General features: G+C 44.4%; 16 protein-coding genes and 1 pseudogene. 10 read left to right on the plus strand and 7 right to left on the minus strand.

All coding sequences use genetic code 11. From position 1 onward, the window contains the following. Positions 1-82 precede the first annotated feature (82 nt). Together hcp and VRK_RS15940 are read left to right on the plus strand one after the other, a co-directional pair. Positions 83-1,744, plus strand: coding sequence for a hydroxylamine reductase (hcp, locus tag VRK_RS15935; RefSeq protein WP_059122281.1), 1,662 nt, complete (start codon positions 83-85; stop codon positions 1,742-1,744). Positions 1,745-1,853: 109 nt separating this feature from the next. After that, entirely contained in the window at positions 1,854-2,891 is a 1,038-nt protein-coding gene (locus VRK_RS15940; RefSeq protein ID WP_059122282.1) for an FAD-binding oxidoreductase, read from the plus strand. Between the two features lie 52 nt (positions 2,892-2,943). Here VRK_RS15940 and VRK_RS15945 read toward each other — a convergent pair whose 3' ends face one another. Continuing rightward, on the minus strand, positions 2,944-3,984 hold the full coding sequence (locus VRK_RS15945) for a hypothetical protein (RefSeq protein ID WP_059122283.1): 1,041 nt from the start codon (positions 3,982-3,984) through the stop codon (positions 2,944-2,946). After that, complete coding sequence (locus tag VRK_RS15950; protein ID WP_157371933.1) at positions 3,981-4,421, minus strand: hypothetical protein; 441 nt, start codon at positions 4,419-4,421, stop codon at positions 3,981-3,983. The genes VRK_RS15945 and VRK_RS15950 overlap by 4 nt, the downstream gene beginning before the upstream one ends. A gap of 101 nt (positions 4,422-4,522) precedes the next feature. Between VRK_RS15950 and VRK_RS15955 the strand changes: the two genes are divergently transcribed. Next, positions 4,523-7,180, plus strand: a complete 2,658-nt coding sequence (locus tag VRK_RS15955) for a hybrid sensor histidine kinase/response regulator (RefSeq protein ID WP_059122285.1) — start codon at positions 4,523-4,525, stop codon at positions 7,178-7,180. Positions 7,181-7,210: 30 nt separating this feature from the next. Here the strand turns inward: VRK_RS15955 and VRK_RS15960 are convergent, their stop codons facing one another. Then, positions 7,211-7,678, minus strand: a complete 468-nt coding sequence (locus tag VRK_RS15960; RefSeq protein WP_059122286.1) for a dCMP deaminase family protein — start codon at positions 7,676-7,678, stop codon at positions 7,211-7,213. 587 nt (positions 7,679-8,265) lie between these two features. Between VRK_RS15960 and VRK_RS20715 the strand changes: the two are divergent. Beyond that, a pseudogene (locus VRK_RS20715) lies at positions 8,266-8,382 on the plus strand (OsmC family protein); the annotation flags it as partial. 182 nt (positions 8,383-8,564) lie between these two features. On the opposite strand, the gene VRK_RS15970 reads toward VRK_RS20715, so the two are convergent. Next, entirely contained in the window at positions 8,565-9,026 is a 462-nt protein-coding gene (locus tag VRK_RS15970) for a lecithin retinol acyltransferase family protein (protein ID WP_059122288.1), read from the minus strand. Positions 9,027-9,157: 131 nt separating this feature from the next. On the opposite strand from VRK_RS15970, the gene VRK_RS15975 reads away from it, so the two are divergent. The 3 genes from VRK_RS15975 to VRK_RS15985 all read left to right on the plus strand — a co-directional run bounded on the left by VRK_RS15975 (position 9,158) and on the right by VRK_RS15985 (position 14,527). Continuing rightward, positions 9,158-9,547, plus strand: coding sequence for a helix-turn-helix domain-containing protein (locus VRK_RS15975; RefSeq protein WP_059122289.1), 390 nt, complete (start codon positions 9,158-9,160; stop codon positions 9,545-9,547). 103 nt (positions 9,548-9,650) lie between these two features. Further along, positions 9,651-10,238, plus strand: a complete 588-nt coding sequence (locus VRK_RS21500) for a winged helix-turn-helix domain-containing protein (RefSeq protein WP_082671417.1) — start codon at positions 9,651-9,653, stop codon at positions 10,236-10,238. 80 nt (positions 10,239-10,318) lie between these two features. Then, the gene (locus VRK_RS15985) at positions 10,319-14,527 is read left to right on the plus strand and encodes a sacsin N-terminal ATP-binding-like domain-containing protein (protein ID WP_059122290.1); all 4,209 of its coding nucleotides are present in this window, start codon (positions 10,319-10,321) and stop codon (positions 14,525-14,527) included. A 16-nt stretch (positions 14,528-14,543) separates the two neighbouring features. Here the strand turns inward: VRK_RS15985 and tnpB are convergent, their stop codons facing one another. Beyond that, on the minus strand, positions 14,544-14,732 hold the full coding sequence (gene tnpB / locus VRK_RS21705) for an IS66 family insertion sequence element accessory protein TnpB (RefSeq protein ID WP_443083483.1): 189 nt from the start codon (positions 14,730-14,732) through the stop codon (positions 14,544-14,546). A gap of 443 nt (positions 14,733-15,175) precedes the next feature. On the opposite strand from tnpB, the gene VRK_RS15995 reads away from it, so the two are divergent. The 3 genes from VRK_RS15995 to VRK_RS16005 all read left to right on the plus strand — a co-directional run bounded on the left by VRK_RS15995 (position 15,176) and on the right by VRK_RS16005 (position 17,595). Continuing rightward, positions 15,176-15,592 carry an OsmC family protein gene (locus tag VRK_RS15995; protein WP_059122291.1) on the plus strand — a complete coding sequence of 139 codons (417 nt, stop codon included), beginning with the start codon at positions 15,176-15,178 and terminating at the stop codon, positions 15,590-15,592. Between the two features lie 148 nt (positions 15,593-15,740). Then, the gene (locus VRK_RS16000) at positions 15,741-16,547 is read left to right on the plus strand and encodes an AraC family transcriptional regulator (RefSeq protein ID WP_059122292.1); all 807 of its coding nucleotides are present in this window, start codon (positions 15,741-15,743) and stop codon (positions 16,545-16,547) included. Between the two features lie 136 nt (positions 16,548-16,683). After that, positions 16,684-17,595 (plus strand): DUF808 domain-containing protein, encoded by a 912-nt coding sequence (locus VRK_RS16005; RefSeq protein WP_059122293.1) that lies wholly within the window; start codon positions 16,684-16,686, stop codon positions 17,593-17,595. Positions 17,596-18,551: 956 nt separating this feature from the next. Here the strand turns inward: VRK_RS16005 and VRK_RS16020 are convergent. Together VRK_RS16020 and VRK_RS16025 are read right to left on the minus strand one after the other, a co-directional pair. Then, positions 18,552-18,803, minus strand: coding sequence for a bacteriocin immunity protein (locus VRK_RS16020; protein WP_059122296.1), 252 nt, complete (start codon positions 18,801-18,803; stop codon positions 18,552-18,554). A 1-nt stretch (position 18,804) separates the two neighbouring features. Beyond that, positions 18,805-19,356: S-type pyocin domain-containing protein (locus tag VRK_RS16025; protein ID WP_197413128.1), on the minus strand; the 552-nt coding region annotated here is incomplete at its 5' end.

Raw genomic sequence — 19,356 nt, forward strand, 5'->3', positions numbered from 1 at the left:
ATGTAATTTTTTCATGGCATGGTTTGTGCCATTTTAACTCCGGAATTAAATGAATTCATATAACAATATCTGGAGCGAGCCTATGTTTTGTATTCAATGTGAACAGACTATTCAAACCCCGGCAGGAAAAGGCTGTGCCTATGCTCAGGGCATGTGTGGCAAAACTGCCGAAGTATCTGATCTTCAAGATGTATTGGTCTATTCACTTCAAGGGGTTTCTTTCTGGGCAAATCTCGGTCGGCGTTGTGGTGTGATTGATCCAGTGATTGATCAGTGGGCACCGAAAGCATTCTTCTCAACATTAACCAATGTCAATTTTGATCCGGAGCGAATTGTCGAACTGGCGATTGAATCGAATCAGTATCGCCGTTCACTGGCTGAACGGGTTCGTGCTGCTGCTGTGTTGCACGATATCGAAATCCCGACGCCTTACACTGCGGCACTGATTGATCTGCCTGAAAACCGTGACGAATTGTTGGCGTTGGCACCGGATGCGGCGGTGAATCGCGGTCAAAGCGAATTACATGAAGATATCATCGGGTTAAGACTTTTGTGTCTGTACGGTTTGAAAGGCGCTGCAGCTTATCTGGAACATGCCCGCGTGTTGGGTCAGACGGATGCGGAGATGTTCGCGCAATACCACAAGATCATGTCTTGGTTGGGCAGTGATCCTGAAGACGCAAAATCATTACTCGATACCTCAATGGAAATCGGTCTGATGAACTTCAAGATCATGGAAATGCTCGATAAAGGAGAGACCGACACCTTTGGACATCCGGAACCGACAACCGTCAATGTGAAACCGGTCAAAGGGAAATGTATTTTAGTCTCCGGACATGATTTGCATGATTTGGAAAAAATTCTTCAGCAGACTGAAGGGCTGGGAATTAATGTCTATACCAATGGGGAAATGTTGCCGGCTCATGCCTATCCGGAATTGAAAAAGTACCCGCATCTGGTCGGTAACTACGGCAGTGCGTGGCAGAATCAGCAGAAAGAATTTGCCAATTTCCCCGGTGCGATTGTCATGACCTCTAACTGTTTGTTGAATCCGAATGTCGGTCAGTATGCCGAGCGGATTTTTACCCGCAGTATTGTCGGCTGGCCGGGTGTTCAGCATATTGAAGGGGATGATTTTAGTGCGGTTATCAAGTGTGCGCTTGAGCAAGAAGGTTTCCGTCATGATGAAATCGAGCACTTCATCACCATTGGATTTGGCCGCAATGCATTAATGCAAGCCGCGCCTGCTGTCATTGAACAGATCAAACAGGGCAATATTAAACACTTCTTCCTGGTTGGCGGGTGTGACGGTGATAAAGCGGAGAGAAGTTACTATACCGAGTTTACCGAGAAAGCGCCGCAAGATAGCGTGATTCTGACGCTTGCCTGCGGTAAATATCGTTTTAACAAAAATGACTTCGGTGATATCAACGGCATCCCGCGCTTATTGGATGTCGGCCAATGTAACGATGCCTATTCTGCGATTCAACTTGCACTGGCGCTGGCGAATGAGTTCGACTGTGGTGTCAATGATTTACCGTTGACCTTGGTGTTGTCATGGTTTGAACAGAAGGCCATCGTGATTTTACTGACGCTGTTGGCGTTGGGTGTGAAAGGGATTTATACCGGCCCGTCCGCTCCTGCATTCCTGACACCGAATTTGATGGCAATTCTGCAAAGCGAATTTGATATGCGCAGTATTACCACCGTCGATAATGATCTGAATACAATCCTTGCAGCATGATGAGTATGCATTGTCATGTATTTCTTGCGCCCTCTCGGGAAACCGAGAGGCGTATTTCTGATCTTCCCCCCAATTCAAAAATAACCATCATTTAAGAGGGAGTATAACCATGATCGCAGAGGATTTTGATACGCCTGTTGCATTGGTCTGTACCGAAAAGTGGCATGAAACACCGGATACCGTGAGTTTTGTGTTGGCTTGTCCGGAGAATGCCCGTCGCTTTTCTTTTAAACCCGGTCAGTTCGCCAGTTTAGGGTTTGAGATTGACGGTAAAATTGAGTATCGCGCCTATTCGATCAGCACATTACCAGAACAGACCATGATGAAGTTCACGGTCAAGCGTGTCGAAGGCGGTAAGGTCTCCAATCATGTAATTGACAATCTGAGTTCGGGTGACCGGGTGCAGTTGCTGAAACCACAAGGCGCGTTTAACAATGTTGACTGTACGCACCGGGGACATGTGGCCCTGATCAGTGCCGGATGTGGCATTACACCGGTCATGTCGATGACAGCGGACTGGCTCTCGCGAGGCGGTGTCGATATTGTATTTATTCATATTGCCCGTGATGTGCTCCATACCATTTACTATGAAGAGTTGTTACATCTGAATACGGCTCATCCATCATTTCATCTGAAGTTATTGCTCAAACAAGCCGGGGATAGCGAGCATATGCAGGGGCGGCTGGATCAGGATTACCTGCTGAAACTCTGTCCGGATATTCTGGAAAGAACGGTCTACCTGTGCGGGCCTGAGCGCTTTATGCAAGATGTCACTTCTTATCTCGATCAGATTGGGTTTCAAATGTCGGACTGTTATCAGGAGCGATTCAGTGCAGAATCAATCGGGATAGACTCTCCGCAGCCCGTAGCTCAAGACAGTAACGCTTCGGTTACGGTCGAGGTCCCCGGTTTCGGCGTTTCTGCCGAGGCTCAGGAAGGCGACTCCTTGTTAGATGTTTTAGAGTCGGCTGGTGTACCGGTGATTGCTGCTTGTCGCAGTGGTATCTGTGGATCATGTAAATGCCGGGTCGAACAGGGGCAGATTGAGTTCTCCAGTCAAGAGACACTGAGTGAGGCAGAGATCCGTGACGGTTACGTGTTGGCCTGTTCGAGCCGGATCCGTTCGGATTTGAAAGTGTCACTCTAAACGAAACGCGGTACGGTTGATGGTGAGGATCGCGTGTTAGACCATGTGAGCATCAGAATGTGAATGACAGTGCAAGTGTGAAGATATGACTGTCATTCTCAATCGGTGCCGTCTGTATCTGCGTAAAATGACCACTGAGTGGTGTGCGCGGGCTGCGAACATATTCCCACTCTGCATTCATGACTAACCGTGGCGTGAGCGGATAACGCATCCCTATCAGGTAAGTTTGGTTTGCGTGGCCGCGCAACTGCCCGTACTGAACATAAGGGAGCCAACTGCCCATATCCCGCGAGATACCAATGTACCAGTCTGCAAAGAGTCCCGAGTCATACAGCGTTTCCACCGTCATATTGTAGCCGCGATACAAATAGTTGAATCCGACCGACAACATATCCAGGTCATAATGATAAACCGTGTTGCCGTTCTGTTTCTGATCTGAGTCCACCGACAAATAGGATAGGTGGAGTTGATGATCGTCTTGAAACAGATCTACGGTTAAGCCATAAGCACCGTCACTATCAAGTGTGAAAGGTTTGCCGAAGAATTGATAATCATTTTTTTCTGCTGCGGCAATATAAGGGGAAATTTTGAGTTGTAATTGCTCTGTCGGCCAGTATTGCCACTCGTATGCTGCACCACTGTAATGTGTCACCCCGGCAAAACTGTCATATATGTCATGGGGCGGACGAATCCACGGATAGGCTGCCGATACATAATAATACTCTGACAGCAAAAACATTGGGATTCTGAGTCGGCCGAGTTTCAGGGTTGAATTACCTTGTGTATAAGCCAGATAAGCCCATTCCAGCTCCGGATCTGAATAATTGTCTTGAGGGCGTTTAACAGCCTGAATCGAACTGCGAAACTGATCATTGATGACCCAGTCGAGTTGCAGGCCGAGTGTACTGTCACAGTCTGCGCATAATTCATCATGTATATCCCGGTAAGCAAAGACGGGCACGCGACTGTCAGAACGGCTGAGACTGAATGTACCAAAGCCGCTGAGACGAATGGTGTCATTAAATTCGTACTGTTGTGCACTGGTTTGGAGCGTGACCATCCAGATTAAGATCAATAATTTCCAATGCTTCATAGCGAGTCCTCGTCACCCAAACGATAAAGAATGCGAACCTGATCTGAAAGCCAATCCTGAGGAATATAGACAATGCCGTTGGGGTGATCGTCCAGCCACTGACTGATGGTATTCATATCCTCATTGTATAGTTCATAAGGGGGGATAAATTTACCGGAGAAGCTTTGTCTGGCTCGAATGGCCTGCATTTGTGCCGGTGATTTCCCCAGTAGGCGATGGTAAAAATGAGCCCTGATAGTCGAGTCGGCAGGCAAGTCGGCCAATTGAACATGAGTGCCGTGAATATGGGTCAACCGCCCCCGGTAGAGCATTTTGACCTGAGCATCGGTTAATAACGGGAGAGCGTCCGACTTGGTAATAATCGCGAATTGATCTGCAATACAAGGTGTACTGAATAATAAAATACAAACCATCCACCAAGTTCCGACAATACGCAAATACAGTTCTCCGTTGCAATGAGATTAAGTTCGGGCAAGTCATTCTATAACGTCTATATTTAAAAAGTAGGTCAGCCTCGTAAAGTTTCAAGGAAGAAATTATGTCGGTACTCAAATGCTTATCGATAAAAAACCGACTGATAGTGTTATGCATCGTGCCAGTCATCATCATCAGTTGGGGTGCATATCAGTGGTTCATGCAAGTCGAAAACCGAATGAGCGGGTACGCCAATACGATATCTCGCATCTCAATCTTAGAGAAAGTCTCTACATTATCTGATCAATTTTACCAGTTGCTGAATCTCAGACAAGAAACCGGTGTGATCGAATCTCATCAATTGTCACTGTTTCATCAGACAACGAAAGACATTGCTGCCGCGCTCAAGCAAAGTCAAGGCGGTGTGTTGGCCCACGGTGACCAGCAGGTGATGGTCTCCAATCTCGATGAACTGTCAAAACTGACAGAACGGCTGTCCGGTATTCAGGATGATGCATTGATGGCTCAGTCATTGTGGGGATTTGATTTAATCTATGAAATGATGGTCGCTTTGCAAAAGCAGTCGGGCTATTTAGCGCCCACTCATATCTATCAAATGGAAACAACGTTTGGTCAGTTAAGCTGGTTTCTGTACTGGATTGAACGAGAAACGTGGTTAATGCAGGAGATCCGCAACAAGCATCGGGTCGATGCCTTTATGCGTCAAGAATATTTTGAAATTATTGCGAGACAGCAAACCTACATGGAATATTTTATCAATTTCGGTGCCAGCGATGCGCAACTGAATCAGATGACCAAGTTTCTGTCTCAGCAAGAATTTCAACAGGCCAGTGTTTTGAGAGACAAGGTGCTTTATGACCGGATTGAGCCTCAGCTTCTCGATAAATATATTACCAGCCTTGAACGCAAGCAGGGTGCATTGCGTCAGCTTGTACTCGGTTACGCCAAGTCGTTATCGCAGAAAATCCAGATACTGGTGAATCGCGATGAACAGTTTATCTATATGGCGATTATGTTGGTAACCCTGACGTTGTCTGGCTTGATCTTGCTGAGTATTAGCACCTCATATCGTATTTCTACCCGATTGAGCCGGATCTTACATGCGATGGCACAGATCAATGAAAAGTCGCAGTTCAGCCATGTGGAGAAGATTCCTGTTGACGGTTATGACGAATTTGCTCGTTTTGCAATCGGCATGAATGATGTGATGCAAACGTTGACTGAGCAGAAAGTTCATCTGGTGCAAGCCAAAGAAGAAGCCGTCTCTGCCAATCGGGCAAAAAGCGCCTTTCTTGCCAATATGTCCCATGAAATTCGGACCCCGCTGAATGGGATTATCGGTTTAACGGAAATGCTCAGGATGCACGAGCTGACCGCGGCACAAAAAGAAGTGATTGCGGATATTGAAGTCTCCTCGCAAACCTTGTTGATTCTTATCAACGATATTTTAGATCTATCAAAAATTGAATCCGGCCGACTGACGATTTCACCGCACTCGTTCAATGTAAAAGAGCTCGTCTATGACGCAGTCAATATGCTGAATTCCAAAGCTGTTGCCCAATTCAACGAACTGCAAATCTCACTCGATCCGAAATTACCGACTCTGGTGATTGCGGATGAGTTTCGTATCAGACAAATTTTAATGAATCTCCTGTCGAATGCCGTGAAATTTACTCGTGAGGGTAAGATCAGAACGGAAACCATCTTTCAGGAGGCAGATTCAACATTGATTTGCCGCATCAAAGATACCGGGATTGGCATTGAGCCGGAGAAAATCGAGCAGATATTTGAGCCGTTTAGCCAAGAGGATGACAGTATCACGCGGCGTTATGGCGGTACTGGATTAGGGTTGCCGATCTGTAAGCAATTACTGACACTGATGAATGGTTCGCTGACGGTTGAGTCGGTCAAGGGCAAAGGGAGTAGTTTTGAGGTAAGAATCCCGCTCAAGCTGCCTGCGGAGCAGCCGAAATCTGAGCCATTTGCATTTCGCGCATTGCTGATTTCAAACAGTTCAGTGTACAGTGCGCAAATTCATCAGGAGTGCCAACGACTCGGCGGTGAGCTGAACAGAGTCGAATCATTGGATGATATTGGCCAGAAGCTTGACCGCTCATTAGATATTATCTTGTATTGCCCTTGCCTGACACGCAATGCCAACCAAGATATTGAAAAGCTACGTCAGCTTTTCCCATCGGTAAGAATTGTTACTTGTCAGCATCATTTATTTTTAAATCGGGCGTTGGTAAGCCTGACCGATGCAAATATTACCCTGCCGTTTTTAGGAGCCCGAATGGAATCGGCACTGCGGGATACCCATCCGGCACTGCATCAACCCGCGCAGGGAAAAAGCAAAGTAGCGGCCGCCCAGCTGACTAAACGAATTTTAGTGGTGGAAGATAATCTGATGAATCAGAAGATTGCCAGTTTCTTTCTCGATAAAGCTGATTTTGAATATACCGTGGTCAATAACGGTCAGGAAGCATTAGATGTCATGACACAGGGCGGTCAGTATACCGCAGTATTGATGGATTGCATGATGCCCGTGATGGATGGTTTTACGGCTACACGCAAAATCCGTCACTGGGAAATTGAAAATCAACGCGGGCATGTCCCGATCATTGCACTGACGGCCAGTGTGCTCGATGAAGATATTACCAAGTGTTATGAGGCAGGTATGGATGCATACCTGCCAAAACCTTATAAAGCGGAACAACTGCTCGAAATGCTTAACTCGCTTCAGGTGTCGTCATCCCGATGAGCTGACAGGTCCTTATATCAGGGGGGGATCCTAACGGGTATTGTTATCTGTGCGATTGTTCAGCTCGCTGAGCGGTATCCAGCAGACTTGGACTCCGGCCTGATTGAACATATCCTGACTGACCTGAATTTTATCGCCCCAGCGGGAGAGAAAATCTTGGCTCTGCTCAGGGCAGTAAACCGTGGTGATGCCTGTCTGGATTATTTTGGCGGCACAGTTAGGGCAGGGAAAGTGTGTGACATAAATCTCACAACCATCCAGATCGCGTTTGGCGAAGAGGATCGCATTTTCTTCCGCGTGCAGGGTTTTCAGATATTTCATATCCCGGTCATCGATATCGACACTATCTGAGATGCCATGAGGATAACCATTGAATCCGACCGAAACGATGCGGTTCTGTTTGGCAATTACGGCACCAACCTGAGTGGAAGGATCTTTACTCCAGGACGAGACCAGTTCGGCCATCTGATAGAAGCGGTGAACCCATTTTGACATCATTGTCTGACAACCCTATGTTATTTTCACTGATATTGATATCACGCAGTTTATATTGAATCCTGCACGGAGGGAACAGGGCGTCTTTTCGGATTATTTTTGTAAGAGATCTCTTACATAGATTGTGAGAAATGGCTGTTTATTTGTCAGCCTTATACGCAGTTTATAATGTTAATCATATGATAAATATATATTTTTTTATTTTTGTGAAGTGCGTCGGGGTGATCGTTTCTGGCCCGACGATTTGCACGAAAATCGAATTCGCGTATTCTAAAACTGTCGGTAGGATGCTGGCAAGGAACAGGAAAGGCCCAGGGATTGGTCATCTTCAGGAAGAAGATTCGATGATTCAGGAAGACTCATCGGCATGGATAGCAAAGGGACACACGCCAAGATGGCGATGTAATGGAATGCGCTGAAGGACTCAGCAGACTATCAGGGAATAGATGCAGGGAGCACATTGAGTAGCCGGATTGCTGCAAGTAAGAACAGAAACCCCATCAAGCCTCGCTTGATGGGGTTTTCTATTTGCATTCCGGTTAGCGGCGTGTAGGATAAGCGGCGTTTTTCAACAGATGAAGGTGAAGTATATGCAAGCTGAGGTTACTTGGGTTGATGGATTGAGATTTATGGGTCAGTCCGCGTCGGGTCATTCAATCGTGATGGATGGCAGCGGTGGCAAAACGGCACCGAGTCCGATGGAGATTGGCGGGTAGAGCGGAAATTTAACAATTTAGATACATTTCCCCTGCATTTCTATCTATCCTTGATCCTTCTTAAGCTCAATCCTGAAACTTAATCTGTGGTTGAAATGTAACCTTAGCTCGATTCTTTCTTTATCAAATTAGCAGTTTCAAAGAGGGGTAGGCGCTACCCACTCCTTTCTTTTTTATACAACACAATCGTATTTACGAGCTGCATTGATAGCCATACACCCGATAAGCCCTCCTGCTAAGATAAACAGTAATGAGTTTTTCGATTGATGGCATTGAGCCAAAAGCAAACCTGCAATTGCACCCAGACTCGCCCCTTGCAACTGCTCGCTTGAAGGTTTTCCGTACAGTAGACTGGAAGCCACATGTTCGCAATTATTGTCCCATACCCCATATTTTTTAGCTTTCTTAATCAAGTGTTCTGCTTGGTTAAACAGTTCATTTTTCTTTTCTTCACTTAGGTGGCTTAAGACTACCTTGATTGGTTTGCCATTTGCGTACTCTTCTAAGGCACAAATTTCTACATTACTATCTGGAGAGTTGTGAAGTACTCGCCCTTTATCCAGATAGATTCCGGCATGCTCCACGAATAGCTTTGAACGATAAAGTAGATCACCAATACTGAGTTTATTCTTCATAATTTCCCCTTTTTGATTTAAAGTAAGTGTATTCTAAATTAACATCTATATACGTAATAAGTATATAGATGCATTTAATCTATACTCATGCACTTAATTGATCAAATATTTTTTTGTTATTGGTGGTGAAAATGCAAGATAAAATGGTTTCTTACTCATCGATTCTGGGTGTGGTCGTTGCGAATAAGCGCAAAGAGTTAGGTATTGAGCAGAGCGCGCTAGCTGAAAAAATGGGTCTTTCACAAGCTAGCTACAGTCGTTTGGAGTCCGGGAAGTCCACATTCTCTGTTGATCAGATGTTTGAATGTGCCAAAGCTCTTGGTATTGGTCCAAGCGAACTTTTCAGTTCAGTTGTGAATACAGTTAACAATCTCAAGGGAAGTGAACAGGTGTCTGTTCAAGCTCAACCTAGGGGGAACGCAACAAAAGCTAAGTCTGAAGGGGGGAGTAACGTCGGTACTTTCATTGCTGGAGCTGCCTTGGGAGCATTAATAATTGGATTGGCTGGCAAGTCCAAATAAACGTAACGAATATAAATGTAACTAATTGTATATTTGGGTATATTGCCGAAATTAAAAGTCAAAATGGTTTGGGTGTGCAGTGCTTCCAAGTTATCAGGATTTAATGAAGCCAGTGTTAGAGGCTGCGAAGAATGAAGAAGTTAAGCTTAGCAACGTTGTCGAGTTGCTAGCGGAGCAATTCAATCTGTCAGAAGACGAGAGAACGGAGCTTCTTCCCAGCGGGCGACAAGCCGCTTTCACGAACCGAGTTGGATGGGCCAAAACCTATCTAGCGAAAGCAGGCCTTTTGGACTCAACAAGGCGTGGCCATTTCGTGATAACAGACTTGGGGAAAGAAGCTCTAAACAGTGGCGAAGAGATCAATAACCAATACCTTAAACGTTTTGATGATTTCAATGCGTTCACCAAGCAAAAGAACGGTGACTCAGACAAAGTCGAAGATACAAGTGTGTCTAATAGCGAAGCGACGCCTGAGGGTCCAAATGGTCGTTGGCGTGAATATAGCTATGATGAAATCATCTCTAGAGATAAGACGAATCTAGATATTACTCGGTTGAAGGGTGAGTCACTAGAAGACACAGAAAATCTTCAGCCACCAGCTGTAATTGTTAGTGAAATAGTAGAGCTATTAACGGCCGCACTAGAAGAATTTAAAAGTGTAGAAGAAGCTCTTGTAGAAGAGGAAGATTGATTTCAAGTTAATAGTATTGTGACTAACAGGTTGCTATATGCAGCCTGTTTTTTTAGTTTGTTTTTTGATAGGGGCTCGCTTTGAACGATTCTGAAATTCCTTTAACTAGTGAACAGTGGTTTGAGATATTGGTTGCTGAAGAGTCACAAACCAAGAACTCATACTTTGCTAAGCCATCAAACCTCATCCGTGATTATCGAAGTGAAAAAGCAACCGGCAACGATTACGAAGGTCGAGAAATTTTAGAGTTATTGCAAAATGCAGCTGACCAAGCCAAAGAAGCAAACGTTGAGGGGAAAGTAGTTATCGAGTTATTACCACAAGGCTTGGTTGTTGCCAACAACGGTAATGCATTTTCCATTGGAGGGGTAAAGTCGCTACAAAATGCCCATTTAAGTCCTAAAAGATTACAACAACGACAATATATTGGTTGTAAGGGGTTAGGCTTTAGATCAATTCTAAACTGGACTAAGAGCCCAATAATCCTCAGTAGTGCTTTGGCGTTGGCTTACAGCGAGAAGGTAAGCAAACAAAAACTAAAGGAACTTACGGCTCAATCTGCAGCGCTTCGTGAACTAGTTAGTAAAGAGCAAGCGGTTAGTTCATCAACGATTCTTCCCACCTTGCCATTCCCTGGCTTTTCAGCATCAAATAATCTAGATAACTATTTTTGCCCAGATAGTTTGTCGATAAAAGAAAGGTGTGACTATTGGCTAGAAAACGGTTTTACAACTGCTATTGGAATTCCGTTTGAAAGAGAGGAGCTATTTACTTTCGCTCTACAACAAATTAACTCTTTGCGTCCTGAGATGCTGTTATTTGTCGAATATCTCGATGAAGTGAGGTTTATTGTACCAGATGAAAAAGAACGTATTTGGTCTAAAGATGGGAATGATTCTGCGGTCATGGTCGTAGAGAATGATGAGCCTTTGGGAATATGGAAATTATTTCGTTCCAATGGATTAGTTGATTCGGTGCATCTTGATAATAATGAAAACGGAGAATATCACTATGAACTGATTATCGCAGTTCCACAGGTGATCGGTACCTCTGAACTCAAATCATCTCCGTTGTTTACTTATTTCCCAACAGAAATAGAGTTGCCTCTTCCGATTGTTTGCCACGCCACTTTAGAGCTAGACCAGAGCCGCAATCACATCATTGCTTGCAAAAGTAATCAGTTTGTTTTTGCACAATTAGCTCGCTTTATGGCTGAAGTCGCTGAGCATTGTGCCGTTGATTCTCCAATAGGTTGTAATGCAGGTTTTAGGACTGTTATGCCAATGGAGGCGTATTCTCAGGCGCTGGCTAAGTTTAACTTGGAAACGCTTGTAATTAAAGAATGCCAGTCCAAAGCTATTGTTCCAACGCTAAGTGGCAGAGCTGTTAGGCCAAAGGATGCATTGATCATCAAAGGAGCGTCAACATCATGGTTACCAAGTAATGGATTCCAAGATATTGTCCCTGCTGATGAAGTAAATCATAAATGGCTCAGTGCAATAGGAGTTCCTGTATTGACTGATGAAGATTTCAGGGGGCGAATTCTAACACTAGAAAAATTAAATTTAGAAGAACGCTTGAGATTAATACTTGGATTGAAATCCAATAGCATTAGTTCAAAAGCGTATTCACCATCTTTATTTTTGAGTACCAGTAGGCTGGCAATTCCTGATTCCGAAACAGTATATATTTCCCCCAGAGGTGGTGTTCCCAAAGGACTACCAAATTGGACTAAGCTGTGGTTTTTAGATACAGAAATGCAAGCTAGATTAAGTGAAGCATACGATGCAGCTGATGTTCGTGTGCTGCAAAACACGTTAAAGGAATTTGGACTTCGAGAATATTCCTTTTCTCGACTCATACAGGATTTAAGAGCCCAAGCCAATCGATATAAAAAGGAACACCCAGAGAAATCCTCAGAAATTGAAAATGAGTTTATTAAGGTTATATACGGCTTTTATCTTTCTGAAGGAGAGGGAAAACAGAGACCGGTCTTTCCAGAGCGAATTAGTATTGAGCTTCCTAGCCAATCTGGAGCTTTAACTAAATCTGAGTGTTTATACTTTGGGGCTGGATATGGTCTTCATGGTGAAGTCATGCAACGATTATATTCAGATTTCCCTGAAAAATTGGTCGCATCGCCGAAAATATTGGACTCAGAGTTAGAGCATACAGGCAACTGGGGGGATTTTTTGGAGTGGATCGGGGTTGCAAAGTGGCCACGTGAAATAACTGTAAAACACAATAATCCTCAGTATTTAGACGTATTAACCTCACAGATGCGTTTCCCAGTAAAATTTGGGTATGACTACGTTTTTAATTCTTTGGAAGAACTTCGTTTATCCAATATAGTTCTTACTGAGTACCTTTCGTTAGACAAACTGGATGAAATTTTATCATCTTCAAGATATCCAGCGATATTGGCATGGCTACATCACGATGAAAGAATCCCACATTGGTTAAGAAGGCATAAAGACCACGCCAAGGTTGAAGCAAGAAAACATAACGATCGTAATCTTCGTCAATTTAAAGATGATTTACCGAGTTATATTCAATGGCAAATTCAGAATACATATTGGGTGCTCGGCGCTAAAAACTCTGAATTTCGGCCGAAAGATTGTGTTATCACAGAAGCCCTAAACGAAGCTATTTTTCCTAAGCCGACTAGGCCGTCTGATACTGTCATGCTTGGTTTCGATATGGAGGTTAAAGATGTATTGGAGTCTTGGCGTAAGTCAGGAGTAATAACAAGCATTGCAGAGCTTACGCTAGAAGATATATACAATAAGCTGATTGAACTACCTGAGCTGCAACCAAGCCCCAGTGCAGCTAAAACATTATATCGTTGGATGTTAAATGCTATAGATTCAGCAACTGGTGAAGGTGGTGATACAAAACTCAGGTTCTTTCAATCGGGTAAAATGTGGGGTAACAAAGCTGGTTCTAATGGATATTTCAGCATAGAGGAACTTTATCATACTGATTCAGATGGTTTACCCCATGAATTATTAGAGCAGTTAGCGATAGTTGATTTACCTTATCGAGTTGGTGGAGATAAAGTTAAAAATGCTTTTGGTATTCAATCAATAGAGCGAAGCTTGATTAAGCAGACCGTTCACAATTTTGTGCCAGCACCTTCAGAAATTGACTTAGATATCTATTTTCAGCAGGTGAAGCCATTCTTTATCTACCTTCGTACGTCTCAATCAGGCCAAGCACAATATATGAGCAGATTAAGTCGGTTGAAACTTAAGGTTTGTTCTCAACTGCACGTACAGATGCAGTTTAAGGATATTGATTGTTCTCATGAGCTTTCTGATTGGGGATGGTTGATCGATGGTGACTTTTTATATATTCGGAGTTCAGAAAGCTTAGTTAGGCATGATTCCGATATGTTAGCTGATGCGATTGGCGAGGCATTGGCATCGCTATTTCGTATTGCGAATGGTGGCGATTTTGCGAGACTTTTTCGTTGTCGTAGAAATGAACGACTTTCACTTTTGAGTAGAATCCTAGGTGAAAAAATAAGAGAAGAGCAAATTATATCTGTTAGCACACAGGACTTAGACGAGACCGATATTGGGCCTGTGCTAGTGGATATACCTGTCATGGAGGAGCTGGTAGTTATAAATAATCCAATACATAAAAAAAACTCCCCAGAGCATGATAAAAAAACGGAAGAATTCGAAACTTTGAAAGAAGAAGTAGGCGAAGATAAAAAAGTTGATGAAAAATTGTTGATTAAATCCGTTGAATCATCGCCTAAAGCTCCAGCAGCCAAACAGAAGTTAAGAGTGAAGAAGTATCGAAGCTCATCACATGGAAGCTCTTATTCTTATAACCCTGTCAATGGGGATGCGGCTGAGTTGAAAATCATAGAGATTGAAGAGTGCTTTGATCCCCCTCGTTATGCGTTGGCTGTTGGACAATATATGGGAGAGGAGGGATTTGGTTGTGACATTCTAAGTTTTAATTCGGCAGAAGAGCGCGATAATTTTAAGCACAATAAGTGTCGAGATTTGAAGCTAGTAGAACGATTTATCGAAGTAAAAGGCAGAAGTAGTAAAAGTGCTTCTATCGAGCTCAGAGGCAATGAGAAAACAGCAGCCAGTAGATATAGTAGTAAGTACTATTTGTATAGGTTATTTCAATCGGCTAAAGGTTCATATAGTTTGAGTGTTTTGCGAAATCCTCTAAATGATATCGATGCAGTTGAACATTCTTTATATATCCACATGGATAGATCGAAGCACACAGAAGAGTTTGAAGTATCAACTGTGATTGAATAGCTAAATTTTATTGAGATTAACTCATTGTAAAGCCGCCGATTTTAATGGGTTCGAGGCCGATTATCGTGAAGCCTGATAGCAGTCGGTCTAAGTCAAATTGAGTCAGCATAAATACGGCATTATTCTCCTGAGCGGGCCATTTGAATTTGGCTTTTTCCAACCGTTTGTACCACAGGGCAAAGCCTGCTTTATCCCAGTACAACACTTTGATTTTGTCGCGCTGTTTATTGGTGAACAGGAACAAAGCACCGCTTCCTAACGGTAAATCAGTTTCGGACTCATAATCGCTGCCAGTCCATTGATGGACTTTCTAAAATCCACAAATTCCCGATACAGGTAAACATTCGGAGCGTTCAGCATTCTCTTCATGACCGCGCCCCGATTAACTCGGCTAAGTAGGCCGCGGGCGTTCTCTGGGGAAGGCTGAGTTCAACGTCATTAATGAAGTGCGTCGTTTTGCCATTTCAAATCTCCTTATGATTGGAGATTGGATCTTATTGCGCGACAAGATTGATTAAAATGTGGAGTTTATGATGCGCTTACGTTGGATCTATGCTCCAAAGCATTTCAATCAGTTATGTCAATGCTTTATAATCATTGGATATATTTGATGTGGGTTTAACCTAATTGATTTGGGATTAGAGAGTGATGAAAGTAGAAGTGAAATGGATTGAAGATTTAAAGTTCGTTGGTAAAGCTGATAAAAAACAAGAAATTATCTTTGGCGCAGGCGACAGTACAATTGTTTCACCAATGGAAATGGTACTGATGGCAGCCGGTGGGTGTAGCTCGGTCGATGTGGTTGACGGACTGAAATCGGCTGGGCAACGTGTGACTGACTGCCGGGCGAAGCTAACTACAGAACGTCGTGACACGGCACCGCGCCTGTTTACGCAGATCCATATCCATTTTCAGGTTTCCGGTGAAGCATTGGATCCGGCGATTGTCAGTCAAGTCACTGCCGATTCACTGGAGAAATACTGCTCGGTTTGTCTGATGCTCGGTCAAGGCGTGGAAATGCGTCACAGCTGGGAAATCGTCACGACGGATACAGCAAGCGCCTGATAGCATGGCGTGATGCATTGAATCAAGGCTTTTGAGTTCAATACATGATGAATGCAAAGCGTATCCATTCAAAACGGGGCGATTTCAAGACAGGACGATGTCAGAACATAACGATAGTGCGAGAATCAGTCGATAAGATGAGGTCGGGATGAAAAAAAATAAATCCGCCTGGCGGCTTCATCCTCAGTTTGCCGTGAAACAGGCTCCGTCAGATGTTTTTATGAATTTCGAAGCGTTTGTTTCGAATACTGAGACACGTATTCACAGCCATCCTTGGGGACAGGTGCAACTGATTTCCGGCGGCATTTTAGAAATGGAAGCCGAGCAAACACGGTTTCTTGCACCGCCACATCTGGCGATTTGGGTACCGGCCGGTGTCGTACATCGCAGCTATAACCGCAAACCCCTCGACTACTGTTCGCTCAATATTGATCAGCCTCTGACGGCAGCATTTCCTGAACAAACCAGTTTGCTGAAAATTACCCCGATTGTGCAGGCGATTATTGAAGATTTTCGTCAGCGGCAAGTGAGTGTACCGCAGAGTGAAGCTGATCAGCGGCTGGTGGATGTTCTGCTCGATCAACTGTCCGCGCAGGAGACCGAACTCCACTTTTTGCCCTCATCTACTCATAAATATCTTTCCCCCATTTTGGCTGCGGTCGAAGACAACCCAGCCGATGATACCAGTTTGAAAATCTGGGCGGAGCGGGTGCACACCACCGAACGCACGCTGGCACGCTGTTGCCAGAGTGAACTGGGTATGAGTTTCACTGAATGGCGGATGCGGGTTCGCTACCTGCATTCAATGGAGTTGCTGCGTCATGGCTGCTCCGTCAAAGAGGTTGCCTACACCCTTGGTTACCGTCAGGCAAGCCCGTTTATCAATATGTTTAAAAAGTACGCCGGTGTGACGCCAGAACAGTATAAGCACCGTTTTCTCGTACTTGATGAGTAAGTCTCCACTCGTTATTTCCTGATTCTGCTGTTTATTTTGTCGTGATGTGGTACCGGATTGATGTGCTTGTCTTACTGTGCGAATCAGTTCATGATAAGCGTCACATTTTAGTTGAATTACGAATAAGAGAACCTGTATGGCCGGAGTCAGCTTACTTACCCTTCTGGATGATATCGCGACCCTACTCGACGATATTGCGGTGATGTCGAAAGTGGCTGCCAAAAAAACGGCCGGGGTTCTGGGGGATGATCTGGCGCTCAATGCGCAGCAAGTCTCCGGGGTGGCGGCGGAACGTGAAATCCCGGTGGTTTGGGCTGTTGCCAAAGGCTCGCTGCGCAATAAAGTCATCCTTGTGCCGATTGCATGGGGACTTAGTCAAATCGCCCCGTGGCTGATTATGCCGTTACTGTTGATCGGTGGGTTATACCTCTGTTTTGAAGGGGCAGAGAAGGTGATTGAAAAGTATGGTCATTCACCGCATCAGGATGCGGAACCTGAAGAAGAAGAGGAATCCCTGTCTCTTGAAGCTTACGAAAAACGCAAAGTCGCAGGGGCGATCCGCACCGATTTTATTCTGTCGGCAGAGATTATTGTCATTGCCTTGGGAACCGTGCAGGGGCAGACCGCGTTAAATCAGATCTTAGTGATGAGTTTTGTCGCGATATTAATGACCGCCGGTGTGTATGGATTGGTCGCCGGGATTGTCAAACTGGATGACCTTGGGTTCTATCTCGAACGACGTTCCCGCAGCCGGGGGATTTTACATGTAATCGGGCAGATGCTGATTCACGCAGCCCCGCGGTTTATGAAGCTCCTGACCGTGGTCGGTACGCTGGCGATGTTTCTGGTTGGCGGCAGTATCATTACCCATCAGGTGGTTTTGCTGCATCACGGGATTGAATCTCTGATCCACGGCATACCGGATATCTATCTGATGCAGTCTGTCGGGCGTCTGGTGGGGCAGAGTCTTATCGGTTTTCTGGCCGGATTAATCCTCGCCGGTGTCTGGACATGGGGACACCACCGTTTTGCCCGCTCTGCTGAGTGAGCGGGAGTTTGTCACTCATACTCAGGTTTGGTGCGTAATGATTTTCGTCGATGCTCATGACTGCGCTGATTGCGCACCATTTTCTTTTGAACGATGTCGAAGGAACCAAAAACATCGGTCTGAAAAAATTATTAACCACCACACAGCAAATAACAGCGCTGTTGCCCCAAATTGCCACTTTTCTATATTCAATAGTGATTCTAAATGATTTCTAATCAGGTCGATTTCAAAATAGCCATTTATAAATAATAGTGTTGGAGAAAAAAGATAGCCTAATGACAAGAGAATAATGAAAAAATTACGCACAAAAACCCTGTAGAAATAAAATTATTTTTTGATTGAATGAAATGCCAAATAAAGGTCGCTCACTTTCATTAACGCGTGACAACACCGTCATCGCCCGTCTGGCACAAAACTGTCGTTATTATATCTCAACTCGCGCCATATTAGGGAATATGGTACTGAGTACCAATTCTTTTGAAATCGAAAAACGTAATTGTACGTCAAATTTGGGAGCCGGAGGTTAGGAAGATAAACCTTGTGATGCAGGTGTTTGGTGCGCAATGACTTTCTCCGATCTCATTGCCATCTCCGAAAGCGCCCTAGGTACTTTTTCAAGGCCGAAAAAGTACCCCAAAAGGCCTAGGTTTAAGTTCAGCACGCGTAATCAGGGTCGCTTTTATTCGCTCCTGCTCACGAAAAGCTTAAAATTCATCCGTGAATTTTACCCTGAGAGCATCGATCAAGTTGGCTTTTTAAAAAGATTTCACTCCATCCAAATCAACCACCAGACAAAGAAAACCATTCACGGGAGAATGATTAAGCTTTTCCGGGCAGGACGCCCGTAAAAGCTGGTTCTGGACAACACGTACTCGAGCCAAAACAAAAAAGATTTCTGGTCACTCATGCATCTTGGCAAGAGCCACGAGTGGAGGCTGGAAATTCAAAAGACCGAATCAGTCCTTAAAGCATGGCAAGCCTTGCGACATCCGCCATTGTTTAACAATCTCAACAATACGCTCCGGCGTGGCATCTGCCGGATCATCTGGATAGTAAAACAAATCAGAACCATCAGGGTGTTCTGTCAGCTTTTCAAATAAAAGAACTGCATCAATATGTTCTTGTTCTGTTGGGTAGTCATCAATACTGATCCTTCTCACAAGAGATAAGAACTCATCCTGCGTATAAGAAGTAATATTCTTTTCCATCTTATTGATTGCCTTTTTTATGTATATCTATGTGATTTCTCGGTGTTGTGACTCGAATATTATCAACATCATACACCTTGCCACCACGTTGAATTTCTTCTACATGATGAAGCTCAAATTTAACTCTTCCACCAACGCGATCCCGTTTACGACAAAATGGCGCTCGGCCATTTTTCATGGTATTCAAATTTAAATCATTGAATTGCATAATTAATGTTTCATCCCTACTTACAGCTTTCCAGAACGCTTTCCGGAACCCATCAAAACTACTGAACTCACGTCCTCTGAGCTGATCCGCAATTTGCGACGGCACCGGAGAACCTAACTCTTTTCCGGCAGCTTCCAACCACCGGCCGGTGATATCTTCACCGTTGCCGGTCACGACACCCGACTCGTTGCGAGGGCTTTCTTTATACACCACATACAACGGTGGTAATCCGGTCTCTGCCGGAAAGGTCAGAATATAGTCTTGCAGATCCGCATCAGCAATTGGCGTTATGTAGGTGTTATCAAATTCTTGGCCTTGCTCCGCTTGCGGATGGATCCAGATATC

This window comes from Vibrio sp. MEBiC08052, assembly GCF_001506075.1.
Taxonomy (GTDB): domain Bacteria; phylum Pseudomonadota; class Gammaproteobacteria; order Enterobacterales; family Vibrionaceae; genus Vibrio.

Bases quoted from the DNA above. Each gene is read 5' to 3' on its own strand.
- hcp (WP_059122281.1), top strand. From the start codon at position 83: ATGTTTTGTATTCAATGTGAACAGACTATTCAAACCCCGGCAGGAAAA.
- VRK_RS15940 (WP_059122282.1), top strand. From the start codon at position 1,854: ATGATCGCAGAGGATTTTGATACGCCTGTTGCATTGGTCTGTACCGAA.
- VRK_RS15945 (WP_059122283.1), bottom strand. From the start codon at position 3,984: ATGAAGCATTGGAAATTATTGATCTTAATCTGGATGGTCACGCTCCAA.
- VRK_RS15955 (WP_059122285.1), top strand. From the start codon at position 4,523: ATGTCGGTACTCAAATGCTTATCGATAAAAAACCGACTGATAGTGTTA.
- VRK_RS15960 (WP_059122286.1), bottom strand. From the start codon at position 7,678: ATGATGTCAAAATGGGTTCACCGCTTCTATCAGATGGCCGAACTGGTC.
- VRK_RS15970 (WP_059122288.1), bottom strand. From the start codon at position 9,026: ATGAAGAATAAACTCAGTATTGGTGATCTACTTTATCGTTCAAAGCTA.
- VRK_RS15975 (WP_059122289.1), top strand. From the start codon at position 9,158: ATGCAAGATAAAATGGTTTCTTACTCATCGATTCTGGGTGTGGTCGTT.
- VRK_RS21500 (WP_082671417.1), top strand. From the start codon at position 9,651: ATGAAGCCAGTGTTAGAGGCTGCGAAGAATGAAGAAGTTAAGCTTAGC.
- VRK_RS15995 (WP_059122291.1), top strand. From the start codon at position 15,176: ATGAAAGTAGAAGTGAAATGGATTGAAGATTTAAAGTTCGTTGGTAAA.
- VRK_RS16000 (WP_059122292.1), top strand. From the start codon at position 15,741: ATGAAAAAAAATAAATCCGCCTGGCGGCTTCATCCTCAGTTTGCCGTG.
- VRK_RS16005 (WP_059122293.1), top strand. From the start codon at position 16,684: ATGGCCGGAGTCAGCTTACTTACCCTTCTGGATGATATCGCGACCCTA.
- VRK_RS16020 (WP_059122296.1), bottom strand. From the start codon at position 18,803: ATGGAAAAGAATATTACTTCTTATACGCAGGATGAGTTCTTATCTCTT.